A 20,489-nucleotide genomic window follows, 5' to 3' on the forward strand; every position below is an offset into this window, starting at 1 on the left:
ATCTTTAAGAGCATTCCCAATCTTGCTTTTTAATCAATACCCAAGCCCATTGGTTTTCGCTTCCAGGATTACTAATACCGGTATCTCTATCTTCTCTAAAGGGATTATTTTGAGTATGGAGCTACTTTCCTGATAGAGGTTATTCTTGTCTATCATCATTTTCTCATTTACGACATGCAATGTCTCCCAATCGACATCCTTGAATAGAGGTTCGGAAAACTTGTACCTCCCTTCTTGCATCTTCTCCTTATGCCACAAATTATACCCTCCTAAGAGATATTTTCCATCAGTATAGAAATCAGTTTTTTGATTGTTGGCAAGTATGGCTTTCATTTTTTTTATATCGACTTTTGTCTCGACAAGGTTTGCATCAGTCTCGTATAGATTCCCCTTATACAAATAGAAGTTTGCTGTAAGCCTCTTGTACTGCTCTATTTCAATCGGTTCATGCTTTTTCTTCTTGGCATCATAAATCATTACCTGATCAATTACTTTCGCCTCTAAATGTTCTGAAGAACCGGTCAGTCCATAAAATCCGCTCGGAGTCTTTATCAGTGTATAGTAGCTCCCCCCATTGGCATAATGCCCGGGTGAAGAGAAATACAAGGTATTACCTTCTTTGTTTCCTCTGACCGTGAGTATATCTATGAACTGCCATTTGTGGAAAGGGGCCTGAGGTCTTCCTTTCTCAACCATTCTCCAGGGTTTTATGAGACTGGGGGAGATGGTTCTTGAAAAGTTGTTTGATAGCTTGAATATTTTACTATCATCACCCAGATAAGTATCATATACAGTGGATACTTTTTGCGTGGTCTTTGCATTCAGCCTAAATCTTTTTGGATCGGCATCACAGACATAAGGATATGCGGCATCTCCGTACACAAAATATTTCTCGTACAAAATGGGGCGAAGATTCCTTCCATTGCTTTTCTCCAATTGACACCTAGTGTTTTCTCCCAAATAGTACAATCCATTCTTGTCCGAATAGAAATTTCCTGCCGTATGTTGCAGACTTTTTTCATCCAGAGAGATATCTACTTCCAATAGCTTTCCCTCTCTCATGGGTATAAAGAAGAGCTTCCCTCTTTCATCTTTGAAAAGCAATTGTCTGATATGTGTATATCCGGAAATATCGATTTTTGAAGGAGCTCGCATATCCCCCTCCAGCAGATATACGATGTTTTCAAATGGAGACAAGAGGTAGGTATAGTTGGATTCATATCCAAATGATTGAAAGATTAGGCACAAAGTAGTCGGGTCTACCGAATGTATTGGAAAAAGTTCTTTGAAGAAAATGATACTTCCTGCAACGATAAGTTTGGTTGTTCCAAAGTTCACAGTTCGAGAGGGTACGTATCTATATCCATCCCAATGGATTACATTCCCATCCGAATCCATATCTGTTCCCGATGTATATTCTTTCTCATAGACAGTCTGCTCTGCCGGCACGATTTTGAAGTTTCCTATTTGCACGGAGTAGTTCTCTTTCTTGATATTCGACTTTGACTGTGTGAATGCCATATAGGTAAAACAAAAGAAAGTACAGAGTAGAGATAGGTATTGTTTCATAGGTCAGAGATTCTACTTTTTCTATAGTTAGCCTTTTGGGCTGTCTTGCACATGATGGTTTTTCAGGGTTTAACATCTGAGACAAATGTATGAAAAGTATGGTGGCACCAAGCTATAAAGAAGACAAAGACATATCACCTTTATGGTGGTTATCAAATAGCTTACAACCCCTTAATAGCTTGTTTTGAGTCTAAAATGATTGTGTACGCCAAATAATGATTAGAGAGCCATGTGCTGAAATTATTTTTGATACATTTGTATAACATGTAGTCTCAACCGGTAGTAGTGTTGGATGAATAGGATGGAAAAAGTAGAAGAGATGCTTCGTTTGGCCACTGAAAGTTTGAAAAATGGTGACTATGGAGTGGAGGATTTGTTGAAGTTGCAAGGATTGGCTTTGGCCTTTGCCACGCAGTGTGGCGCACTGGCCCAAGTTTGTCTGGGGAAAAAGGGTATAAATACTTCGCAAACATTCCCTATCGGTTCGCGAGTTTGCTACTCCGGAGAAGAGAAGAGCAATACAATGGAAGTCTCCCTTCCTGCTACATTTTCTCTCAAAGCTCTTTTACCAATAGTGGACTACTATAGCGTAGTGAAAGAGGTTTTCGATAATAGAGAGGAAAATTTGCAAAACTTTCAGATCAAGATTTCGGCATCCTCTTCCGGTATCGAAGCATTGCAGCATGTTCGGGCATTGGGTCTGAAAGATGATAGTTCGGTATGGAGCATACTACGGGGGGCTATAGACCGTTATTACTCGGGTCTCCATTAAGAAGACCCTTAATAGTTGCAGTATGGCTAAACTTGTAATCGTACCAACTCCTATCGGCAATCTGTCCGATATGACATACAGAGCTGTGGAGGTGCTTTGTTCTGCCGATTTGATATTGGCTGAGGATACGCGCACCAGCTCTGTTTTGTTGCAGAAGTATGGTATACACAAGCCCATGCTTAGCCATCATAAGTTTAATGAACACCGCACTGTACAATCAGTAATAGAACGCATTGAAGCTGGTGAAGAAGTTGCTCTTATTAGTGATGCAGGGACACCAGGGATTAGTGATCCAGGCTTCATGCTGAGTCGAGCTTGTGCTGAAGCAGGGATAGAAGTGGATTGTTTGCCTGGTCCTTGTGCTTTTGTACCTGCTCTTGTTGCTTCTGGCCTACCATGCGATCGATTCGTCTTTGAGGGATTTTTGCCCATGAAGAAAGGTCGGCAAACTCGCTTGGTCTCTTTGGCAGAAGAAACTCGCACAGTGGTTATATATGAATCTCCGTACCGAGTGTTACGGACCTTGCAGCAGCTGGCAGAGCATTGTGGTTTGGAACGACCTGCAGCAGCCTGTCGAGAATTGACAAAGCTCCATCAGGAAATAAAGAGAGGTTCTCTAGAGGAGTTGATTGCTCATTTTAGTGAAACTCCTCCACGTGGCGAGTTTGTACTCGTTATTGGAGGAAAGAAATAAGAACGAAACCCCAAATTAAGAAGATGTTATGAACAAGAAAGTAATCTTTGGCTTGGCTTTAGTGGCAGCCTTCACTTCGTCTTGTGGTCGAAATTCATCGGCTTACAAAGAACTCAAAGCTCAGTACGACAGCGTATTTGCTATCAACGCAGCTCATGAAGCCGAACTGGGAGAGATGGACTCTCTGATTAGCACTGTCTTGACGAACTTCCAGGAGATTTCTCAAATGGAAGGTATGATCAATGTAAATCCTATAAGCGGAGACTTCAAGAAAAGTCAGAGAGACAGAATTAGAGATAACATGCAGTTAATCAATGAGAAACTCCAATCCAATAGAGAAAACATCCAGAAGCTATCCCAACAGATCGAAAAGTTCGGACGAGAGAACAAGGGCTTGCAACGTACTTTGGCTTCTTTGAGAAAACAGTTTGCAGACAAAACGGCTGAAATACAGCATCTGAACGATGAGCTTGTTCGCAAGAATTTGTACATCGGTATGCAAGACTCTATCATAGGTCTTCAAAATGCACATCTCAACGATATGGCTGCAGAGAATGCCTCACAGAGAACCGAGCTAATGGCACAGGAGAGGGAACTTAACACAGTGCGCTATGCGATTGGTACGGCAAGAGACCTGAAAGATATGGGATTGCTGAAAGATGGCAAGGTAGTAACTGATAAGGCCAATATGGGCTATTTCAGTAGTGCTGACCTGCGAGAACTCAATCAAATTGCCCTGCAAGCGAAGAAGGCCGAATTACTTACTTCTCACCCGGCTTCTTCCTATGAATTGCGTGCAGGAAACAAGGGTGAACTTTCTATCATTATCAAAGACGCCAAACAGTTCTGGAGTGTATCCAAGATCTTGATTGTGAAAGTGAAGTAATATGATCAAAACGCTCTTTGTTGATCTGGACGATACCCTTTGGGACACGTTTGACAACAACAAAGAAAGCCTCAAAGAGCTATATGTTGCCCGGAATTGGGGACAGCATTTTGCTTCTTTTGAGGCTTTCTTCGATTCCTACTACCGAATAAATGATTGTCTTTGGGACGAATACAGGAGAGGTTTGATAGATAAACATACACTCACTTTGAATCGATTTCGCAAACCGTTACAGGGAGTGATAGATCCAACAGACAGTGAGATACTGCAATACAATGATGATTTCCTATCCCGTACAGCCCAAAAAACACGTACCTGCCCCGGAGCTCTCGAAGTGATGCCCTATTTACACAGGTATTATAAGATTTGCATTGTCAGCAATGGCTTTAGAGAGATACAAAGAGCCAAGCTGGAAAACAGCGGACTTGCTACATACGTAGACCACATGGTCTTGTCTGAAGATGTAGGGATCAATAAACCTCACAAGAGGATCTTCGATAGAGCTCTGTCTTGCTGCTCTGCTCTGCGAGAGGAAACTTTAATGATCGGAGATAGTTGGGCTGCAGATATTGTGGGTGCTCACAATGCCAAAATAGCTTCTATCTGGTACAACCCTTATAAGCTTGAGATGCCACAGGATGAAATCAGACGCCCTATACATCAGGTGCAACAGTTGACAGAACTCCTTGAATTATTGTAGAGATCCTCACTACCCTTTTACACACCTATATCCTCCGTGCAAATCACTACCCGTGCGATTGTACTACATCGCTTTCGATACAATGATACAAACAGTATTGCGCATCTCTATTCCAGAGAAGCTGGAAAAATTAGTTGCATCTTTCCGGAGGCTAAGGGGAGTCGGAGAGGAGGGCGGCTCTCTTCTTTGATTTCCCCACCCATCGAACTTGAATTCGTGACAGATATTCGTCGACATAACGACCTTTGCAGGCTTTCACAGGTACAGGTAATAAATCCGATGCCTCTACTACGAATGGATCCTGTGAAGCAGAGCATCTCTCTCTTTGTTTGTGAACTCTTGCACCGAATACTCGGAGGATTACCTTCGGAAGCCAATTTATATGACTTTATAGCTGCATCCCTATCCTTTTTGGATAGCACAGAAAAATCTGCGGCTAACTTTCATCTGTGTTTCCTTCTTCGATTACTGGACTTTTTGGGGTTCTCCCCTGATATACTCTCTTCTCCCATATCGGATGGTCCGATTTTTTTTGATTTGAAAGAGAGTTGTTACTCTCTCTCTCATCCGGCCGGGCCTTCTATTCCTCCACGGAGACGAAGTGCATTGGTTTTATTTGCTCGAATTAATTACGTCAATATGCATTTGTTTCAGTATTCAAGAAACGAAAGACGAGAGATTCTTGAGTATTTATTGGCTTATTACCGGCTCCATCTTCCCCCATTTGGAGAACTTCGAACCTTATCCATCTTATCCGAACTTTTCAACTGACTAAGCGAAAATGCAGGGTATTTCTAAAGTTTGTTGAGAATTTCACACTAGAAGATGTTGAATAGACGATTTCGAGGATCATATCACCAAAGAGTAATAATACAGTAAACAATCAGTCATACAAGGCTTTTTTCTTTGTATTTTTGCGCTATCGGTGATATGTAAGAAGCCCATAGGATCTCTGTTTACAGGAAGACTTTGATATGATCCGAATGAAGAAGCTCACCATAAGGGGGTATTATGCCCATGAGTTATGTTATGCAACTTTCTTTCCAATAAAAGAGTAAAAGATAATAGATATATGTACAGAACAAAGACTTGTGGCGAACTTCGCCTGACGGATGTCGATACGAGAGTAAAACTTGCCGGATGGGTACAACGCAGCCGAAAAATGGGAGGGATGACATTCATAGATCTCCGAGATCGATATGGAATCACCCAACTCGTTTTTAATGCAGAAGGGTGTTCTTCTGATATGATGGAACAGGCTGAGCATCTTGGCCGTGAATACGTGATAGAGGCGGAAGGTACTGTTATCAAGAGACAAAGTATCAACAACCAAATACCGACAGGAGAGATTGAGATCATCGTCGATAAGCTGATAGTGCTTAATAAGTCCGAAACGCCTCCTTTTACAATAGAAGATGAGACGGATGGAGGAGATGATTTGAGGATGAAATTCCGCTATTTGGATATACGCAGGTCAGCTGTGCGTTCAAATCTAGAACTTAGACATAAGATGTGTCTTGAAGTTCGACGCTACCTGGATAGCTTGAATTTTATAGAGGTTGAAACTCCTGTCCTGATCAAATCAACTCCTGAGGGGGCCAGAGATTTTGTCGTTCCGTCTCGCATGAATCAAGGACAATTCTATGCTTTGCCTCAATCTCCTCAGACATTCAAGCAGTTGCTCATGGTGGCAGGAATGGATCGTTACTTCCAGATTGTAAAATGTTTCCGAGACGAAGACCTCAGGGCAGACCGCCAGCCTGAGTTTACGCAGATAGATTGCGAAATGAGTTTTGTGGAACAAGAGGATATACTCAACACTTTTGAAGGGATGACACGTCATCTTTTCAAGAAGCTACGCAATGTCGATTTGCCCGATCGTTTCCCCCGGATTACTTGGGCTAATGCTATGAAACTTTACGGGTCAGACAAACCAGACCTTCGTTTTGACATGCACTTTGTAGAAGTGGAAGATATCATGCAGGGACATGGATTTGGGGTATTTGACACTGCAGCCTACATTGGGGGAATAGTAGCTCCTAACGCAGCATCTTTCACTCGTAAGCAACTTGATGAGCTCACTGAATATGTCAAAAGACCTCAAATAGGGGCCAAAGGATTGGTGTATGCACGAGTGACAGAAGATGGATCAGTAAAGAGCTCCGCAGACAAGTTCTACAACCAGGATATTTTGTTGCGCTTAGCCGATAAAATGCAGGCTAAGAAAGGGGATTTGATTTTATTAATGTGTGGAGAAGATCCGATGAAAACGCGAAAGCAACTTTGTGAATTGCGGCTGGAAGTTGCTCAGCGATTGGGTCTTCGGGACAAGAACAAGTTCGAATGCCTTTGGGTCGTGGACTTCCCTCTTTTGGAATGGGATGAGGAAACGGCCCGATACTATGCTATGCACCACCCCTTCACCTCTCCCAAGGCAGAGGATATTCCTCTGTTGGAGACAGATCCGGGAAAAGTAAGAGCCAACGCCTACGATATGGTTATCAATGGAGTGGAAGTTGGCGGAGGATCGATCCGGATACATGACAAACAGCTACAGAGAAAGATGTTCGATGTATTGGGATTTACTCCCGAAAAAACAGAAGAGCAGTTCGGATTTTTGATGAATGCTTTCAAATACGGAGCACCTCCTCATGGTGGTATCGCTTACGGATTGGACCGCTGGGTATCACTCTTTGCAGGCCTTGACTCCATTAGAGATTGCATTGCATTCCCCAAAAACACATCGGGACGGGATGTAATGATAGATGCACCTTCTGCATTGGATGCCGAGCAGCTCCAAGACTTGGCTTTAGAAGTCATAGCACAGAAATAATGAAAGTATCCGACATTGTAGATTGTCTAGAAGAGGCTTTCCCCCTGTCTTTTCAAGAAAGCTATGACAATAGCGGTCTGCAAATAGGAGACCGATCGGCAGAGGTGACAGGTATCCTGATTGCTGTCGATGTCGACGAAGCTGTATTGACCGAAGCTATAGAAACGGGTTGCAATATGGTGGTGACGCACCACCCCCTGCTCTTTAATGCTGTCAAGCGGCTTGGAAATTCTTCTTACATAGAGCGGAGTATCCGTCTGGCTGCACGCCATGACCTTCATGTCTACGCAGCTCATACCAATGCAGACAATGCTTTGCCAGGGATCAACAGTATTCTGGCAGAACATTTAGGACTAGAGAATTGTCTGCCACTAATTCCATTGAAGAATAAGCTACGTAAGCTGGTTACATTTGTACCTGCAAATCATATCCGATCTGTTCAAAATGCAATCTGGCAAGCCGGAGCTGGAGAAATCGGAGCATACGACTGTTGTAGTTATCAGGTAGAAGGTCTCGGTTCTTTTCGTCCTGGACAAGAGACGCATCCTCACACTGGAGAAGAGGGGAAACTCTGCGTTGTACCGGAGACTTGCATCAGCACGATATTCCCGGCACACAAAGAGAGCCAAATTGTAGAGGTCCTATGTAAGGCACACCCCTATGAGGAACCGGCTTTTGACACAGTCTCTCTCGACAATAGTTGGGATACACAAGGAGGAGGCCTTATTGGTCTTCTTCCCCGCCCTATTCCTTACATTGAGTTTTTGCATCAAATCAAAAGGCTACTTTCTGCAGATCGACTGTGCTATAGTCGACCAAAATTTCCCGATCAACTGATACAGAGGGTGGCTATTTGTGGAGGATCTGGAGCTTTCATGTATAAATCTGCAATGCAGAAAAAAGCGGACATATTTCTCACCGGTGAAGCTAAATACAACGATTTCTACGATGCTGTCGATGGTCCCATGCTAGTGACCGCAGGTCATTACGAGACTGAACAATATGCAACGGAACTTTTCCAACGTACATTATTGCAGAAATTCCCTAACTTTGCGATTCGCATTAGCGTACGAATAAGTAACCCGGTAAATTATCTATAATACAATACTGATGGCTAAAACAAACGAAACCCCACTGACCCAGACTGCAGGAGCAGACAAACCGGAAACCACAGTAGAACAAAAACAAATTGCACTGGCAATACTACAGCGAACACTCTCTGAAATCGACAAGATAAGAAAGCTCAGAGGGGAACTTCCGTTGGAGGTTCAAGATCTTGAGGACGAAATCGCCGGTATGGAGACACGTTTGGCTAATTTTACCGCAGACAACAAAACGCTCTCCGCAACTGTAACCCAAGAAAAAACCAAAGCCTCAAAAGCAAAAGACTTGATCGAGAAGTATAAGGCTCAACTTGATATGGTGCGCAACAACAAGGAATACGACAACCTGCAAAAGGAAATCGAATTTCAGGAGTTAGAGGTACAATTGTCAGAAAAAAAGCTGAAAGAGAATAATGCTGAGATACAGGGGCGCAAGGTTGAGATAGCATCGCTCAAGGAGCATATCGAAGAGCGTAAGAGCGACTTGGAAGCTAAAAAGAGCGAATTAGATGCCATCATTTCCGAAACGAAACAAGACGAGGAGACTCTCCATGATCAAGCAAAAGAATTGGAAAAGCAAATTGAGCCACGTCTCCTTTTGGCATTCAAGCGAATCAGAAAAGGTGCTCGCAACGGTCTTGCTGTTGTGCCAGTAGATAGAGGGGCTTGTGGCGGATGCTTCAATAAGATTCCTCCGCAGCGACAACTTGATGTTAAGCTGCACAAGAAGATTATTGTATGTGAATACTGTGGTCGCATCATGATTGACCCAGAGTTAATTGCTTCGGAAGCCGATAAAAAACAAGATTGAGTCTCTCTTACGGAGATATAGAGACTTCTTCCTTGCGGTTTATCTGAAAGCTTACAATAACATAGCCCCACCGAAACATATCCTCCAAACTTGGGGAATATGTCTCGATGGGGCCTTTCTTTTTGTCCAATAAATATGCAACAAGGTATCCATACTCCTCATACGGAAGCGATAGAGAAGCAGATAAAAAAGGAGTTGAATCAGGCAGGCTTGCGAGTCCAAGACCTGATAATAGTGGGAGTAAGTGGAGGGGCCGATTCCGTGGCATTGCTGTTAAGTCTGTATCGTCTGGGCTGCCTTGTCGAAGCAGCGCACTGTAATTTTAGCCTCAGACCAGGAGACTGTGAAGAGGATGAAGTTTTTGTCCAGAAGCTTTGCCAGGATTTAGATATCCCTATTCGTCACATAACATTTGACACCACTTCTTACGCCCAAAAACATGGCATTTCCATAGAAATGTCTGCTCGCAAACTGCGGTATACTTGGTTTGAAGAACTAATGCAATCGAGACAAGCTTCCGCTTTGGCTTTGGCACACCATCGGGATGACAATATAGAGACGCTATTACTAAATCTGACAGCTGGTACCGGCCTACGAGGTCTCACAGCGATGCGTACATGGAGCAAACAGCGCATATTCCGTCCCTTATTACATTTTAGTCGGAAGGAAATAGAGGAATATCTATCAGATATTGATCAAGACTATCGTATAGATAAAAGCAATACAGATACGACCTACAAACGGAACTTCGTGCGGCATCGCCTAATCCCTCTACTCAAAGAAATCAATCCTTCTGTAGAAAAAGCCATAGATCGAACCATAGATAACCTGCAAGGAGTTGAAGATATATTTGAGGAGCAGTTATCAGAGTCGGTGATTCGCTTTTACAGGGAAGGTAAAATATCAATGGAAGAAGTTCTATCTTCCGCCTCTGTCCCTACATTCCTTTTTGAACTTCTCCGTCCGGCTCATTTCTCCAGAGTGATGATTCGAGATATTTACCAACGCCTTTCCAATTCATCTGGAGCCGTATATGACTCACCAACTCATCGATTGGTGCGCAGTACAAATTCTCTGCATATCTACCCATTGGCTTCTCTATTGGATCAGCATGATGTAAAAGAAATTCTCATCCCTATAAACAATACAGAGCAGGGAGAATGTCTATTTCCTCACAACAAGGACTTGAAACTATGTTGGAGAATAGTTGACCGACAAATGTTTGGAGCATCTCTCCGTCTTCCCCTCAATATGGCTCTTTTCGATTACAACAAATTGGGACAGCTCTCTCTACGCCTTAAACAAGCAGGAGAAAAGATCTATCCTTTTGGTATGAAAGGCTCGAAAAAGATCTCTAAGCTACTGATTGATTGCAAATACCCTCTTCAAGAACGAGATATGGATCTGTTATGCTCAGACAATACTCCTATTTGGGTTCCCGGATTGGTAGCTGATAGGCGATTCGGAGTAGATGCGAATACCAAATGTTGCTTGCTTTGCTCCATATCAAAAACAACCAACGAAGAATAGCAAGCTTTGCATTAACTGCAAAAAAAATCATTTGGGGCTGTGTTCGCCTTATCTAGTCTTTATTCTTACCTTTGACGTCAATTTAGAATATTAAATACTGTCGATTTTTCACTTGTTACAGCTATTATGAAGAATAGGATTGTCGAGAAAGAGTATTTCTCTCCCAAGGTTGTGAAGTTGGTAGTAGAGGCTCCACGCATAGCCAAAGCCAGACGTGCTGGACACTTTGTAATCGTTCGTACGGGACCCAAAGGAGAGCGCGTACCTCTTACCATCGCAGCTGCGGATCCGGACCGTGGCACAATCACTCTAGTAATACAAGTCGTAGGTCGTTCCTCTGAGAAGATTTGTGCCTTGGAAGTAGGTGATTGCATAGATGACATTGTAGGACCGTTGGGTAAAAGCACACATGTAGAAAAGGTCGGTACTGTCGTTTGTGCTGGGGGAGGTGTGGGAGTAGCTCCTCTGCTGCCTATTGTAGAGGCTTTCCATAAGGCAGGTAACAAAGTTATCGTAGTGTTGGCTGCACGAACCAAAGAGCTTGTAATATTGGAGGAGCAAATGAAGACCAATAGCGACGAAGTTATCATCATGACAGACGATGGCTCTTATGGCCATAAAGGACTTGTGACTGAAGGAGTAGAATCTGTGATACAGAGAGAAAAAGTCGATTTGTGCGTGACTATAGGCCCTGCCATAATGATGAAGTTCGTAGCTCTTCTGACAAAGAAATACGAAATCCCAACAATTGCATCCCTCAATACAATCATGGTGGATGGTACGGGGATGTGTGGAGCCTGTCGCATCACGGTAGATGGTAAGACTAAGTTTGTTTGTGTAGACGGACCTGAGTTTGATGCTCATAAGGTGGATTTTGATGAAATGATCATGCGCCTTGGCGCTTATAAGAGTTTGGAGCAATGACACAGACTACTCATACGGCTATGCGTAGAGCCGAAGCCTGGCGCGAAGAGCTACGCAATAAGATGAAAAACAAGGAGCGTATGCAACTCCCGAGGGTTGTGATGCCGGAGTTGGATCCGGCCTATCGTGCAACTCAACTGGATAAGGAAGTGAACTTGGGACTTACCGAAGAGCAAGCAATGGCAGAGGCCAAACGCTGCTTGGACTGTCCCAAACCCGGATGTATGGAAGGATGCCCTGTAAGCATCAGTATACCGGACTTTATCAAAAATATCGAGCGAGGTGAGTTTGCTGAGGCTGCCGCAATTTTGCGTGAGACGAGTTCTTTGCCAGCCGTATGTGGGCGTGTTTGTCCACAGGAAAAGCAGTGCGAGAGCCGTTGTATATACACCACAGGGCTTAAGAAAGAAGCGGTAGCAATTGGCTATTTGGAGCGTTTTGCAGCAGACTATGAGCGCACACATGGAGAGATAGCTCTACCGCAAATGGCTGAATCCAACGGAAAAAGTATTGCAGTTGTGGGCAGTGGACCTGCTGGGTTGTCTTTTGCTGGAGATATGGCCAAGCTCGGCTATAGTGTGACTGTGTTTGAAGCCCTACATGAAATAGGAGGAGTGCTCAAGTATGGCATTCCTGAATACAGATTGCCCAATAGTGTTGTACAGAGTGAGATAGATCTGTTAGAACGAATGGGGGTTGTATTTGAGAATGACACAATTATCGGTCGTACACTGAGCTATGATGATATTGTGGAGATGGGATTCTCCGGAATGTTCGTAGGAAGCGGAGCCGGATTGCCCAATTTCATGAATATCCCTGGAGAAAACCTCATTGGAGTGATGTCTTCTAATGAATATCTCACCCGTGTCAACCTGATGCATGCAGCCGATAGTGATAGTGACACACCTGTGTTCAAGGGTAAAAATGTGGCTGTAATAGGCGGTGGCAATACGGCTATGGACTCCGTGCGTACAGCCAAGAGACTTGGGGCAGACCGAGCTATGATCGTATACCGGCGTTCTGAACAGGAAATGCCTGCTCGACTGGAAGAAGTGAAGCATGCCAAGGAAGAGGGGGTAGAATTTCTGACCCTGCATAACCCGATTGAGTATCTCGCCGATGACAAGGGAAAGGTGCGAGCCATGCGCCTGCAAAAAATGGAGCTTGGGGAACCTGACCAGAGTGGACGTCGCAAACCGGTAGAGATTGTTGGAGCCATAGAAGAGATAGCTGTAGATGAGGTTATCGTAAGTATCGGTGTATCTCCCAATCCCCTTATTCCTCGCTCAATAGATGGCTTAAAGATATCTCCTAAGGGAACGATCTTGGTGGATGAAGAGAACCGAACAGATATTCCTACCATTTTTGCAGGTGGAGATATTGTGCGTGGAGGAGCCACCGTAATTCTCGCGATGGGCGATGGGCGCAAAGCTGCTGCTGCCATGCACAAGCAACTAAGTAAATAATCATTGGGGCGTAATTTTGAGGTCGGGTGTTCCGACTGCCTTATAGCAATCTGCCGGACGGAATAGCAAGGATTTCCGTCCGGCATTTTTTGTAAAGGTCTCATTCTTCCTATCTTTGTCCTCCATAATCAAGTCAATACAAAAGAAATCGGATATGTCTCTTCAGTGTGGTATTGTTGGTTTACCCAATGTGGGTAAGAGTACCTTGTTCAACTGTCTTTCTAATGCAAAAGCTCAGTCGGCTAATTTCCCTTTTTGTACTATCGAGCCTAATGTCGGTGTCATCACTGTTCCTGATGAACGGCTCAATAAGTTGGCCGAACTCATTCAACCTGAACGCATCGTCCCCACCACCGTGGAAATCGTTGATATAGCAGGATTAGTCAAAGGCGCCAGCAAAGGAGAAGGATTGGGCAATAAGTTTTTGGCAAATATTCGTGAGACTGATGCAATCTTGCATGTGCTGCGTTGCTTTGATGATGACAATATCACGCATGTGGATGGAAGTGTAGATCCCCTCCGTGATAAGGAGATTATAGATACCGAACTACAGCTCAAAGACCTTGAGACTGTGGAGAGTCGCCTGCAGAAAGTTTACAAGCAAGCTCAGACAGGTGGGGACAAACAGGCCAAACTCTCTTGCGAGGTGTTGTTGAGGTATAAAGACGTTTTGGAACAAGGATTGAACGCCCGTACCGTATCTTTTGAGACGAAAGACGAACTCAAGGTAGCCAAAGATTTATGTCTTCTTACGGCCAAGCCTGTGTTGTATATATGTAATGTGGACGAGGCTTCGGCTCTTTCCGGGAACCAATATGTGGAGCAAGTTCGCCAAGCTATAGCTAATGAACAAGCCGAACTATTGGTTGTAGCAGCCAAAATAGAGAGTGAAATAGCTGAACTTGAGACTTACGAAGAACGGCAAATGTTTCTTGCCGAAATAGGATTGGAAGAGAGTGGTGTAAGCAGGCTTATTCGGTCAGCATACAAACTTCTGGATTTGGAAACCTTCCTTACTGCCGGCAAACAAGAGGTGCGAGCCTGGACATACCACAAAGGCTCCAAAGCTCCCGTATGTGCTGGCGTGATCCATACCGATTTTGAAAAGGGCTTCATTCGTGCTGAAGTAATCAAGTATGAAGACTATATAGCCCTTGGATCGGAGTCTGCTGTTCGAGAAGCCGGGAAGATGAATGTCGAAGGCAAAGACTATGTAGTGCAGGATGGAGACATTATGCACTTCCGATTTAATGTATAAGTTGGCTTACCTCATAGCTACCTTCCTCTACAAGACAGTATAATTTGAAAGTAATCGGAATAAGGTGAAAGAAATAAAAGACGGTAACCTCTCTTTGACAAGCAGACCTGCGATGTGGAAGCAGGTGATCTTCTATGTTTTCACTCTTGTGGTATGTGCCTTAGCCATCATTCTTGGTATTAGGTTAGGTTCGTCAGTCGAGTCTGTGGGAGCTGTCCATCCAGAGTCTACCTCCGGAGAATATGGCTGGATCGCTGCATTTGATTCTTTTTCAGACTCCGTAGCAGAGCATACAATTAGCCCGATAGGGCTATTGCTGCTGCAGATTATAGTAATCCTTTCAGTTGCCCGCTTTGTCGGTTGGATATTCAATCGAATAGGTCAGCCAACCGTTATTGGGGAGATTCTTTCTGGTATCATCCTTGGTCCATCTCTTTTGGGAGCTGTTTGGCCGGAGGCTTTCCAATTTCTTTTTCCCGAGCACAGTCTCGGAAGTATTGGGCTATTAAGTGAGATTGGTCTTATTCTCTTCATGTTCGCTATTGGCATGGAGCTTAGCCTAAAAGAGGTAAAGCAAAAGTTCCGCTCTTCTCTGATCATCAGCCATGCTGGTATCTGCTTGCCTTTTGCCTTAGGTGTGTGGTTGAGCTTCTATACCTATGAGCCGTATGCCATGTCTCAAACTTCATTTCTCCCCTATGCCCTGTTTGTAGGAGTAGCCATGAGCATTACCGCTTTTCCTGTACTGGCAAGAATCATACAGGAGCGCCGCCTTGGACGTACTCACCTAGGAAGTTTGGCACTAAACACCGCGGCTACAGGGGACATTACAGCTTGGCTTATTTTGGCAGCTGTCATGGCGATTTCTTCTTCTGGCAGTATGCTCAGCTCCGTGTACAACTTCGTTTTCCTTTTGCTGTATTTGCTGGTGATGTTCTTTGTCATACGGCCTTTCTTCTCCTTTGTTAGCAAAATCTATGACAATACGGAGGTGGTGGGTAAATCCATGGTCGGGATTATATTCATCCTGCTTATCGTATCTTCCTATGTTACAGATCTTCTGAGTATGCATGCCATTTTTGGCGCATTTATCATGGGCTTAGTGATGCCCGACAACTTGAAGTTCCGTCATCTCATAACTGAGAAGGTAGAAGATGTTTCTCTCAGCTTTTTTCTTCCTCTTTTCTTTGCCAGTTCAGGGTTGGCAACTCAGGTAGGACTGATCAATACTGCTTCTTTATGGATCTTGTTTTTGATTTTTACTCTAGTGGCTATATTCGGTAAGGTAGTGGGTACTTACGTAGCAGCAAGAGCTGTAGGTGAGACACGGAAAGACAGTCTATATCTTGGTGCTTTTATGAATACACGAGGGCTTATGGAATTGGTTGTTCTCGCCTTAGGCTTCGACTTGGGCATTTTGCCTCCGGTGATATTCACAATCTTGGTACTGATGACATTGGTTACTACCTTCATGACAACACCTCTAATTAGTCTAATCAATGCAGGATACCGTAGGCTGGAAAAAAGAAAGAAACGCCTGAGCAATGTAAATCGAGTATACCAATCGGCCAAAGTGCTCATCTCTTTTGGCCGCCCAGCTTCGGGAGCTCTATTGCTCAGATTGGCTGATCAATTGACTAGAAGAGGGAAAGACATCATACCGGATGTAACTGCATTGCATATTACCCCTCATGCTGAAACCAATCCTATTATGGCAGCCAGGTTTAAGGAATCAAGCTTTACTCCAATGTTGGAGGAAAGCCAGCGGTTGGGAACAAAGCTTAAGACACAGTATGAGCTATCCGATCATCCGGAACAAATGATTGTTGAAGTAGCTGAAGAGGGTAATTATGGTTTGCTATTGGTAGGAGGAGGCGTGAAACACTCCGGTCTCAAGAGTCATCGTGAGGTAGAGGCTCGTCGCTCTCGCCTGAAAAGGCGTATCGGAGGTATAGGAGTCTCAGCGGGAGAGAGTCTGTTGGCAGCAGCTCCAATGCTTCGGGACAAGATGTCTTACTTTTTTTCCCATGTCTCTTGTTCAGTGGGGGTACTCATAGATAGAGGGTTTAGTCAGCCCAAAAACATTCTCCTGCAGATAGGGGAGGAAAGCGATATCAAATTGCTACCATATGCCAGAACAATGGCAGAAAATAATGGAGCCAAACTAAGTATCTTGCCAACCTCCCCACAAATAGATCTGCAAGGGAAACTGCACGGTACAGAATCATTGCTGTCAGCAGAGTTACTCCCAACTACATCAATCTTGCAGGATTACGACTTCATAATACTCAGCCGTAATCGTTGGAACTTCCTTTCGACCAATGATGTGGATGCAATGGCAGAGATGCCCTCTACCTTAGTCCTTAGTCTGCATTGTTGAGGTTCCCTACCTTTTGGGTGAGAGGTTGGGGTTACAGAATCTTTTCGCAGCCGAACAAATTGCTTTGCAAATCGGTTCCCACAGCAAGACTCCCTCTATAAATCCCTAAGAATAGCGATACTGGAGGAGATAGAGTTCTATATTTTTGTCCCTAAAACAGATACGAATGAATCGTCAATCAACAGGGAGCAGAAAAAAGAGGAGTTTCTTTTTTTCTCTTTTTGACAAGAGGCCTTACCTCAAAGAGGTCTCAGAAGACATATTGAAGCTACTTTTTCACCACGAAGAAGAGGGGCGCAGGCCGAGACTGACCAGAATGGCGTCCGAAATAGGCTGCAGCCAAAAGATCTTGGCAGCAGCAATAGAGCACCTACGGAACTATGCTGATATCGATTCGAATCTCGTGCTTACTCAGAAAGGTCGCCAACGAGCATTAGTTCTCATTCGCAGGCACAGATTGTACGAAACTTATCTGGCCGAGCATTCGAGCTTTGCCCCTCAAGAGTGGCACAGTAAAGCCGAGAGAGTGGAGCATGCCATGGATGAAGCAGAAGAAGAGCGTATATCACGTCTATTGGGTAATCCTCGATTTGATCCTCATGGAGATCCTATCCCAACGAAAGACGGTCATATGCCGATAGCTAAGGGACAGTCTCTGGCAGGGAAAATGCAAATTCCGGGTTACGCACGTATTCTGCACATGGAGGATGAGCCGGAAGATGCTTTCCTCAAACTAGTGAAGATAGGTTTGTATCCCGGGGCTATTCTGCAGCTACTGGAAGAAACACAAGATGGTTTGCAAATCCTTTTTGAGGGGAAAAAATACCTACTGTCCCCGGTCATGCGTTCCCAGATTACAGTCTCTACCTCTCTGGATGTTTCCATTATATCTGAGGAACTCGATTGTATTCGACTTCATCAACTGCCCTCCGGTACACGAGCTCTGGTTGTAGGCATCAGCGACCTATACCGAGGAGCTGGTAGGCGTCGGTTGTTAGACCTTGGTTTCGTGCCCGGAAGCATTGTAAGTATCGATTTGAGATCCCCCTTGGGAAACCCTACAGCCTACTTGGTAAGAGGTAGCACCATTGCCTTGAGACATGATCAAGCAGCTCATATCCGAGTCAGGCCTATATCAGCAAACAAAAATCCTTTATGATACATAAATCGACTTGTACATCGTCTTCCTGTTCCGGTTGCTCACAAGGAGATGCTTTGCGTCAATTGGGAGATTCGGAGAGCAGGCGAGGCAACTATACAGTTGCTCTCGCTGGGAATCCCAATACCGGTAAGAGCACTATTTTCAATCGCCTGACAGGGCTTAAACAACATACTGGGAATTGGCCGGGTAAGACCGTAGAGAGGGCCGAAGGTGCATATGCCTATGGGCAAGATGAGTATCGGATTGTGGATTTGCCGGGAACCTATTCTCTGCTCTCCACCTCTGAAGATGAAGAAGTAGCAAGGAACTTTATTCTTTTCGGAAACCCTGATGTAACAGTGATTGTAGCTGATGCTACCAGATTGGAGCGTAACCTTAATTTGGTATTGCAGACGATGCAAATTTCCGACAAAGTCGTTCTGTGTATCAACCTACTGGATGAAGCCCGGCGTAATAAGGTGGACATTGATCTGAGAGCATTGGGGAAACGGTTGGGAATACCGGTGGTAGGTTGTTCTGCCAGATCGGGAGAAGGAATAAATGGGCTATTATCCACAATCGCAGGGCTAGCTCATGAGGAAATTCGTTGTAAGCCTTATCGAAGCAACCCTCTCGAAGGGGCTTCTGAAGTTGCAGTCGGCGAGATTGTTGATAAACTGACCGAAATTCTCCCTGACTACCGACATAAACGTTGGTTGGCATATCGATTGATCGAACGAGATGATGAAGTAATAGATCGACTTAGTAAGGGATATGCTCTATCCGGGCAGCTTTTAGCCGATTCAGTTCGTTGGAAGGCTTTGATTGCTCGAGCTGGTGAATTAGGTGATGAACTGGGAGATGATCTGCACGATAAATTAACCGAAGGTCTTTACAAAGAATCGGTATCGCTATGCGAGGGTATTATTCGCTACGAATATGCCAATGGACGAGCTCCTTTGGATGTAAAACTGGACCGCATCCTCACCAGCCGGCTGTGGGGCTTCCCCATTATGCTGTTGATGTTAGTGGCTGTCCTCTGGCTCACTATTGTAGGAAGCAACTATCCGAGTTCCTTCTTAGGAGAGCTATTGGTGGGTCAGGGGCATCCCTGGTTGAGAGGGCTTTTTGAATCTTGGGCCCCATGGTGGCTCACCGGCTTCTTGATCGACGGGGTTTATTTATCCACAGCTTGGGTGGTATCGGTGATGTTGCCTCCCATGGCTATATTTTTCCCTCTCTTCACATTGCTCGAAGATTTTGGCTATCTGCCTCGTGTCGCCTTTAACCTCGATGAATTGTTCCGTCGATCAGGAGCACACGGCAAGCAGGCTCTCACAATGACAATGGGGTTTGGCTGTAATGCCGCCGGGGTCGTTTCCACTCGTATTATAGACAGCCCGAGAGAGAGGCTGATTGCTATTGTGACAAACAATTTTTCCCTTTGTAATGGTCGCTGGCCTTTGCAAATCCTCATCGCGTCTCTCTATATAGGGGCTTCGGTGCCTGCAGCTTTTCGTGCTACGGCCTCTATCGGAGCTGTAGTTGTTGTTGCATTGCTTGGTATCGCTTTTATGTTTTTCTCTTCATGGGGTTTGTCGCGCACATTGCTCAAAGGCTCGGTGTCCACTTTTCACTTGGAGTTACCTCCATACAGGCCTCCACAGTTTTGGCAAACACTCTATACATCCCTTGTCGATCGTACACTTATCGTTCTGTGGCGTGCAATTATCTTCGCCATTCCGGCCGGTGCTCTTATTTGGCTTTCTTCCAACATCATGATTGGAGATCTCAGTATAGCTGCCAGATTGGCTCATTCTCTGGATGGTATCGGCTGGCTAATGGGGTTGAATGGAGTCATATTGCTGGCATATATTTTAGCCATACCAGCCAATGAGATTGTGATCCCCACAATACTGATGCTAACTCTTTTGGTGACAGGCAATACGGAAATTGGAGCCGGAGCTGGAGTGATGTTTGAAGATGAGAATATCACCAAACAAGTATTCGATATGGGAGGTTGGACCTTGCTGACCGGTGTCAATTTGATGCTATTCAGCCTGCTGCACAATCCTTGCAGCACCACCTTATACACAATTTACAAGGAGACCAAGAGTGGCAAGTGGACAGCTATCTCAGCCTTTTTGCCTCTCTTACTTGGCTTTCTGATGACTTCTTTTGTCGCTTTTGTGTGGAGGCTGTTTTAGCTCTCTTGTGAGGAGCTTCGATATTGAAGAGTACGTAAGAAATTCTCCTCCTTACATACTGAATTTTTCTTCCTCATGATAGATTCCATCGAAAACTAATTGACTTCTTCCAAATTGGTAATACACTTTCTTAAGGGTGTTTACATCCAAATCGCAGGAAAGTCCTCCATCGACTCTCTGGCACAAACTGACTATCGCAAGAGAACTATTAGAGA

Annotated in this window: 16 protein-coding genes; 15 read left to right on the forward strand and 1 reads right to left on the reverse strand. The window is 44.5% G+C overall.

What is annotated here, in order from left to right; translation table 11 throughout:
- Positions 1-33: 33 nt before the first annotated feature.
- Positions 34-1,569, reverse strand: a complete 1,536-nt coding sequence (locus DQN70_RS07110; protein WP_023937774.1) for a hypothetical protein — start codon at positions 1,567-1,569, stop codon at positions 34-36.
- 301 nt (positions 1,570-1,870) lie between these two features.
- On the opposite strand from DQN70_RS07110, the gene DQN70_RS07115 reads away from it, so the two are divergent.
- From DQN70_RS07115 to feoB, 15 genes are all read left to right on the forward strand, one after another.
- The gene (locus DQN70_RS07115; RefSeq protein ID WP_036888756.1) at positions 1,871-2,341 is read left to right on the forward strand and encodes a hypothetical protein; all 471 of its coding nucleotides are present in this window, start codon (positions 1,871-1,873) and stop codon (positions 2,339-2,341) included.
- 22 nt (positions 2,342-2,363) lie between these two features.
- Entirely contained in the window at positions 2,364-3,035 is a 672-nt protein-coding gene (gene rsmI / locus DQN70_RS07120) for a 16S rRNA (cytidine(1402)-2'-O)-methyltransferase (RefSeq protein WP_023937772.1), read from the forward strand.
- A 28-nt stretch (positions 3,036-3,063) separates the two neighbouring features.
- On the forward strand, positions 3,064-3,921 hold the full coding sequence (locus DQN70_RS07125) for a Cbp1 family collagen-binding glycoprotein adhesin (RefSeq protein WP_023940445.1): 858 nt from the start codon (positions 3,064-3,066) through the stop codon (positions 3,919-3,921).
- A 1-nt stretch (position 3,922) separates the two neighbouring features.
- A complete protein-coding gene (locus tag DQN70_RS07130) occupies positions 3,923-4,621 on the forward strand; it encodes a YjjG family noncanonical pyrimidine nucleotidase (RefSeq protein WP_023940443.1) in 699 nt (232 codons plus the stop codon).
- A 36-nt stretch (positions 4,622-4,657) separates the two neighbouring features.
- Positions 4,658-5,392 (forward strand): DNA repair protein RecO, encoded by a 735-nt coding sequence (gene recO, locus DQN70_RS09720; RefSeq protein ID WP_042225947.1) that lies wholly within the window; start codon positions 4,658-4,660, stop codon positions 5,390-5,392.
- Between the two features lie 301 nt (positions 5,393-5,693).
- On the forward strand, positions 5,694-7,454 hold the full coding sequence (aspS, locus tag DQN70_RS07140) for an aspartate--tRNA ligase (protein WP_023940439.1): 1,761 nt from the start codon (positions 5,694-5,696) through the stop codon (positions 7,452-7,454).
- Complete coding sequence (locus tag DQN70_RS07145; protein ID WP_023940437.1) at positions 7,454-8,554, forward strand: Nif3-like dinuclear metal center hexameric protein; 1,101 nt, start codon at positions 7,454-7,456, stop codon at positions 8,552-8,554. Before aspS ends, DQN70_RS07145 begins: the two co-directional genes overlap by 1 nt.
- A gap of 10 nt (positions 8,555-8,564) precedes the next feature.
- Positions 8,565-9,368, forward strand: coding sequence for a zinc ribbon domain-containing protein (locus tag DQN70_RS07150; RefSeq protein ID WP_023937764.1), 804 nt, complete (start codon positions 8,565-8,567; stop codon positions 9,366-9,368).
- 135 nt (positions 9,369-9,503) lie between these two features.
- On the forward strand, positions 9,504-10,898 hold the full coding sequence (tilS, locus tag DQN70_RS07155) for a tRNA lysidine(34) synthetase TilS (RefSeq protein ID WP_023937762.1): 1,395 nt from the start codon (positions 9,504-9,506) through the stop codon (positions 10,896-10,898).
- 126 nt (positions 10,899-11,024) lie between these two features.
- Positions 11,025-11,822 carry a sulfide/dihydroorotate dehydrogenase-like FAD/NAD-binding protein gene (locus DQN70_RS07160; RefSeq protein ID WP_023940432.1) on the forward strand — a complete coding sequence of 266 codons (798 nt, stop codon included), beginning with the start codon at positions 11,025-11,027 and terminating at the stop codon, positions 11,820-11,822.
- Positions 11,819-13,288, forward strand: coding sequence for an NADPH-dependent glutamate synthase (gene gltA / locus DQN70_RS07165; RefSeq protein ID WP_023940431.1), 1,470 nt, complete (start codon positions 11,819-11,821; stop codon positions 13,286-13,288). Before DQN70_RS07160 ends, gltA begins: the two co-directional genes overlap by 4 nt.
- A 154-nt stretch (positions 13,289-13,442) precedes the next feature.
- Entirely contained in the window at positions 13,443-14,546 is a 1,104-nt protein-coding gene (gene ychF, locus DQN70_RS07170; protein WP_023940429.1) for a redox-regulated ATPase YchF, read from the forward strand.
- A 64-nt stretch (positions 14,547-14,610) separates the two neighbouring features.
- A complete protein-coding gene (locus DQN70_RS07175) occupies positions 14,611-16,926 on the forward strand; it encodes a cation:proton antiporter domain-containing protein (protein WP_023940427.1) in 2,316 nt (771 codons plus the stop codon).
- Between the two features lie 166 nt (positions 16,927-17,092).
- Positions 17,093-18,085, forward strand: coding sequence for a metal-dependent transcriptional regulator (locus DQN70_RS07180; RefSeq protein WP_023937755.1), 993 nt, complete (start codon positions 17,093-17,095; stop codon positions 18,083-18,085).
- Complete coding sequence (gene feoB, locus DQN70_RS07185) at positions 18,082-20,274, forward strand: ferrous iron transport protein B (RefSeq protein WP_023940425.1); 2,193 nt, start codon at positions 18,082-18,084, stop codon at positions 20,272-20,274. Before DQN70_RS07180 ends, feoB begins: the two co-directional genes overlap by 4 nt.
- Positions 20,275-20,489: the final 215 nt, after the last annotated feature.

Origin of the sequence: Porphyromonas crevioricanis (assembly GCF_900476255.1) — a bacterium.
Taxonomy (GTDB): Bacteria; Bacteroidota; Bacteroidia; order Bacteroidales; family Porphyromonadaceae; genus Porphyromonas; species Porphyromonas crevioricanis.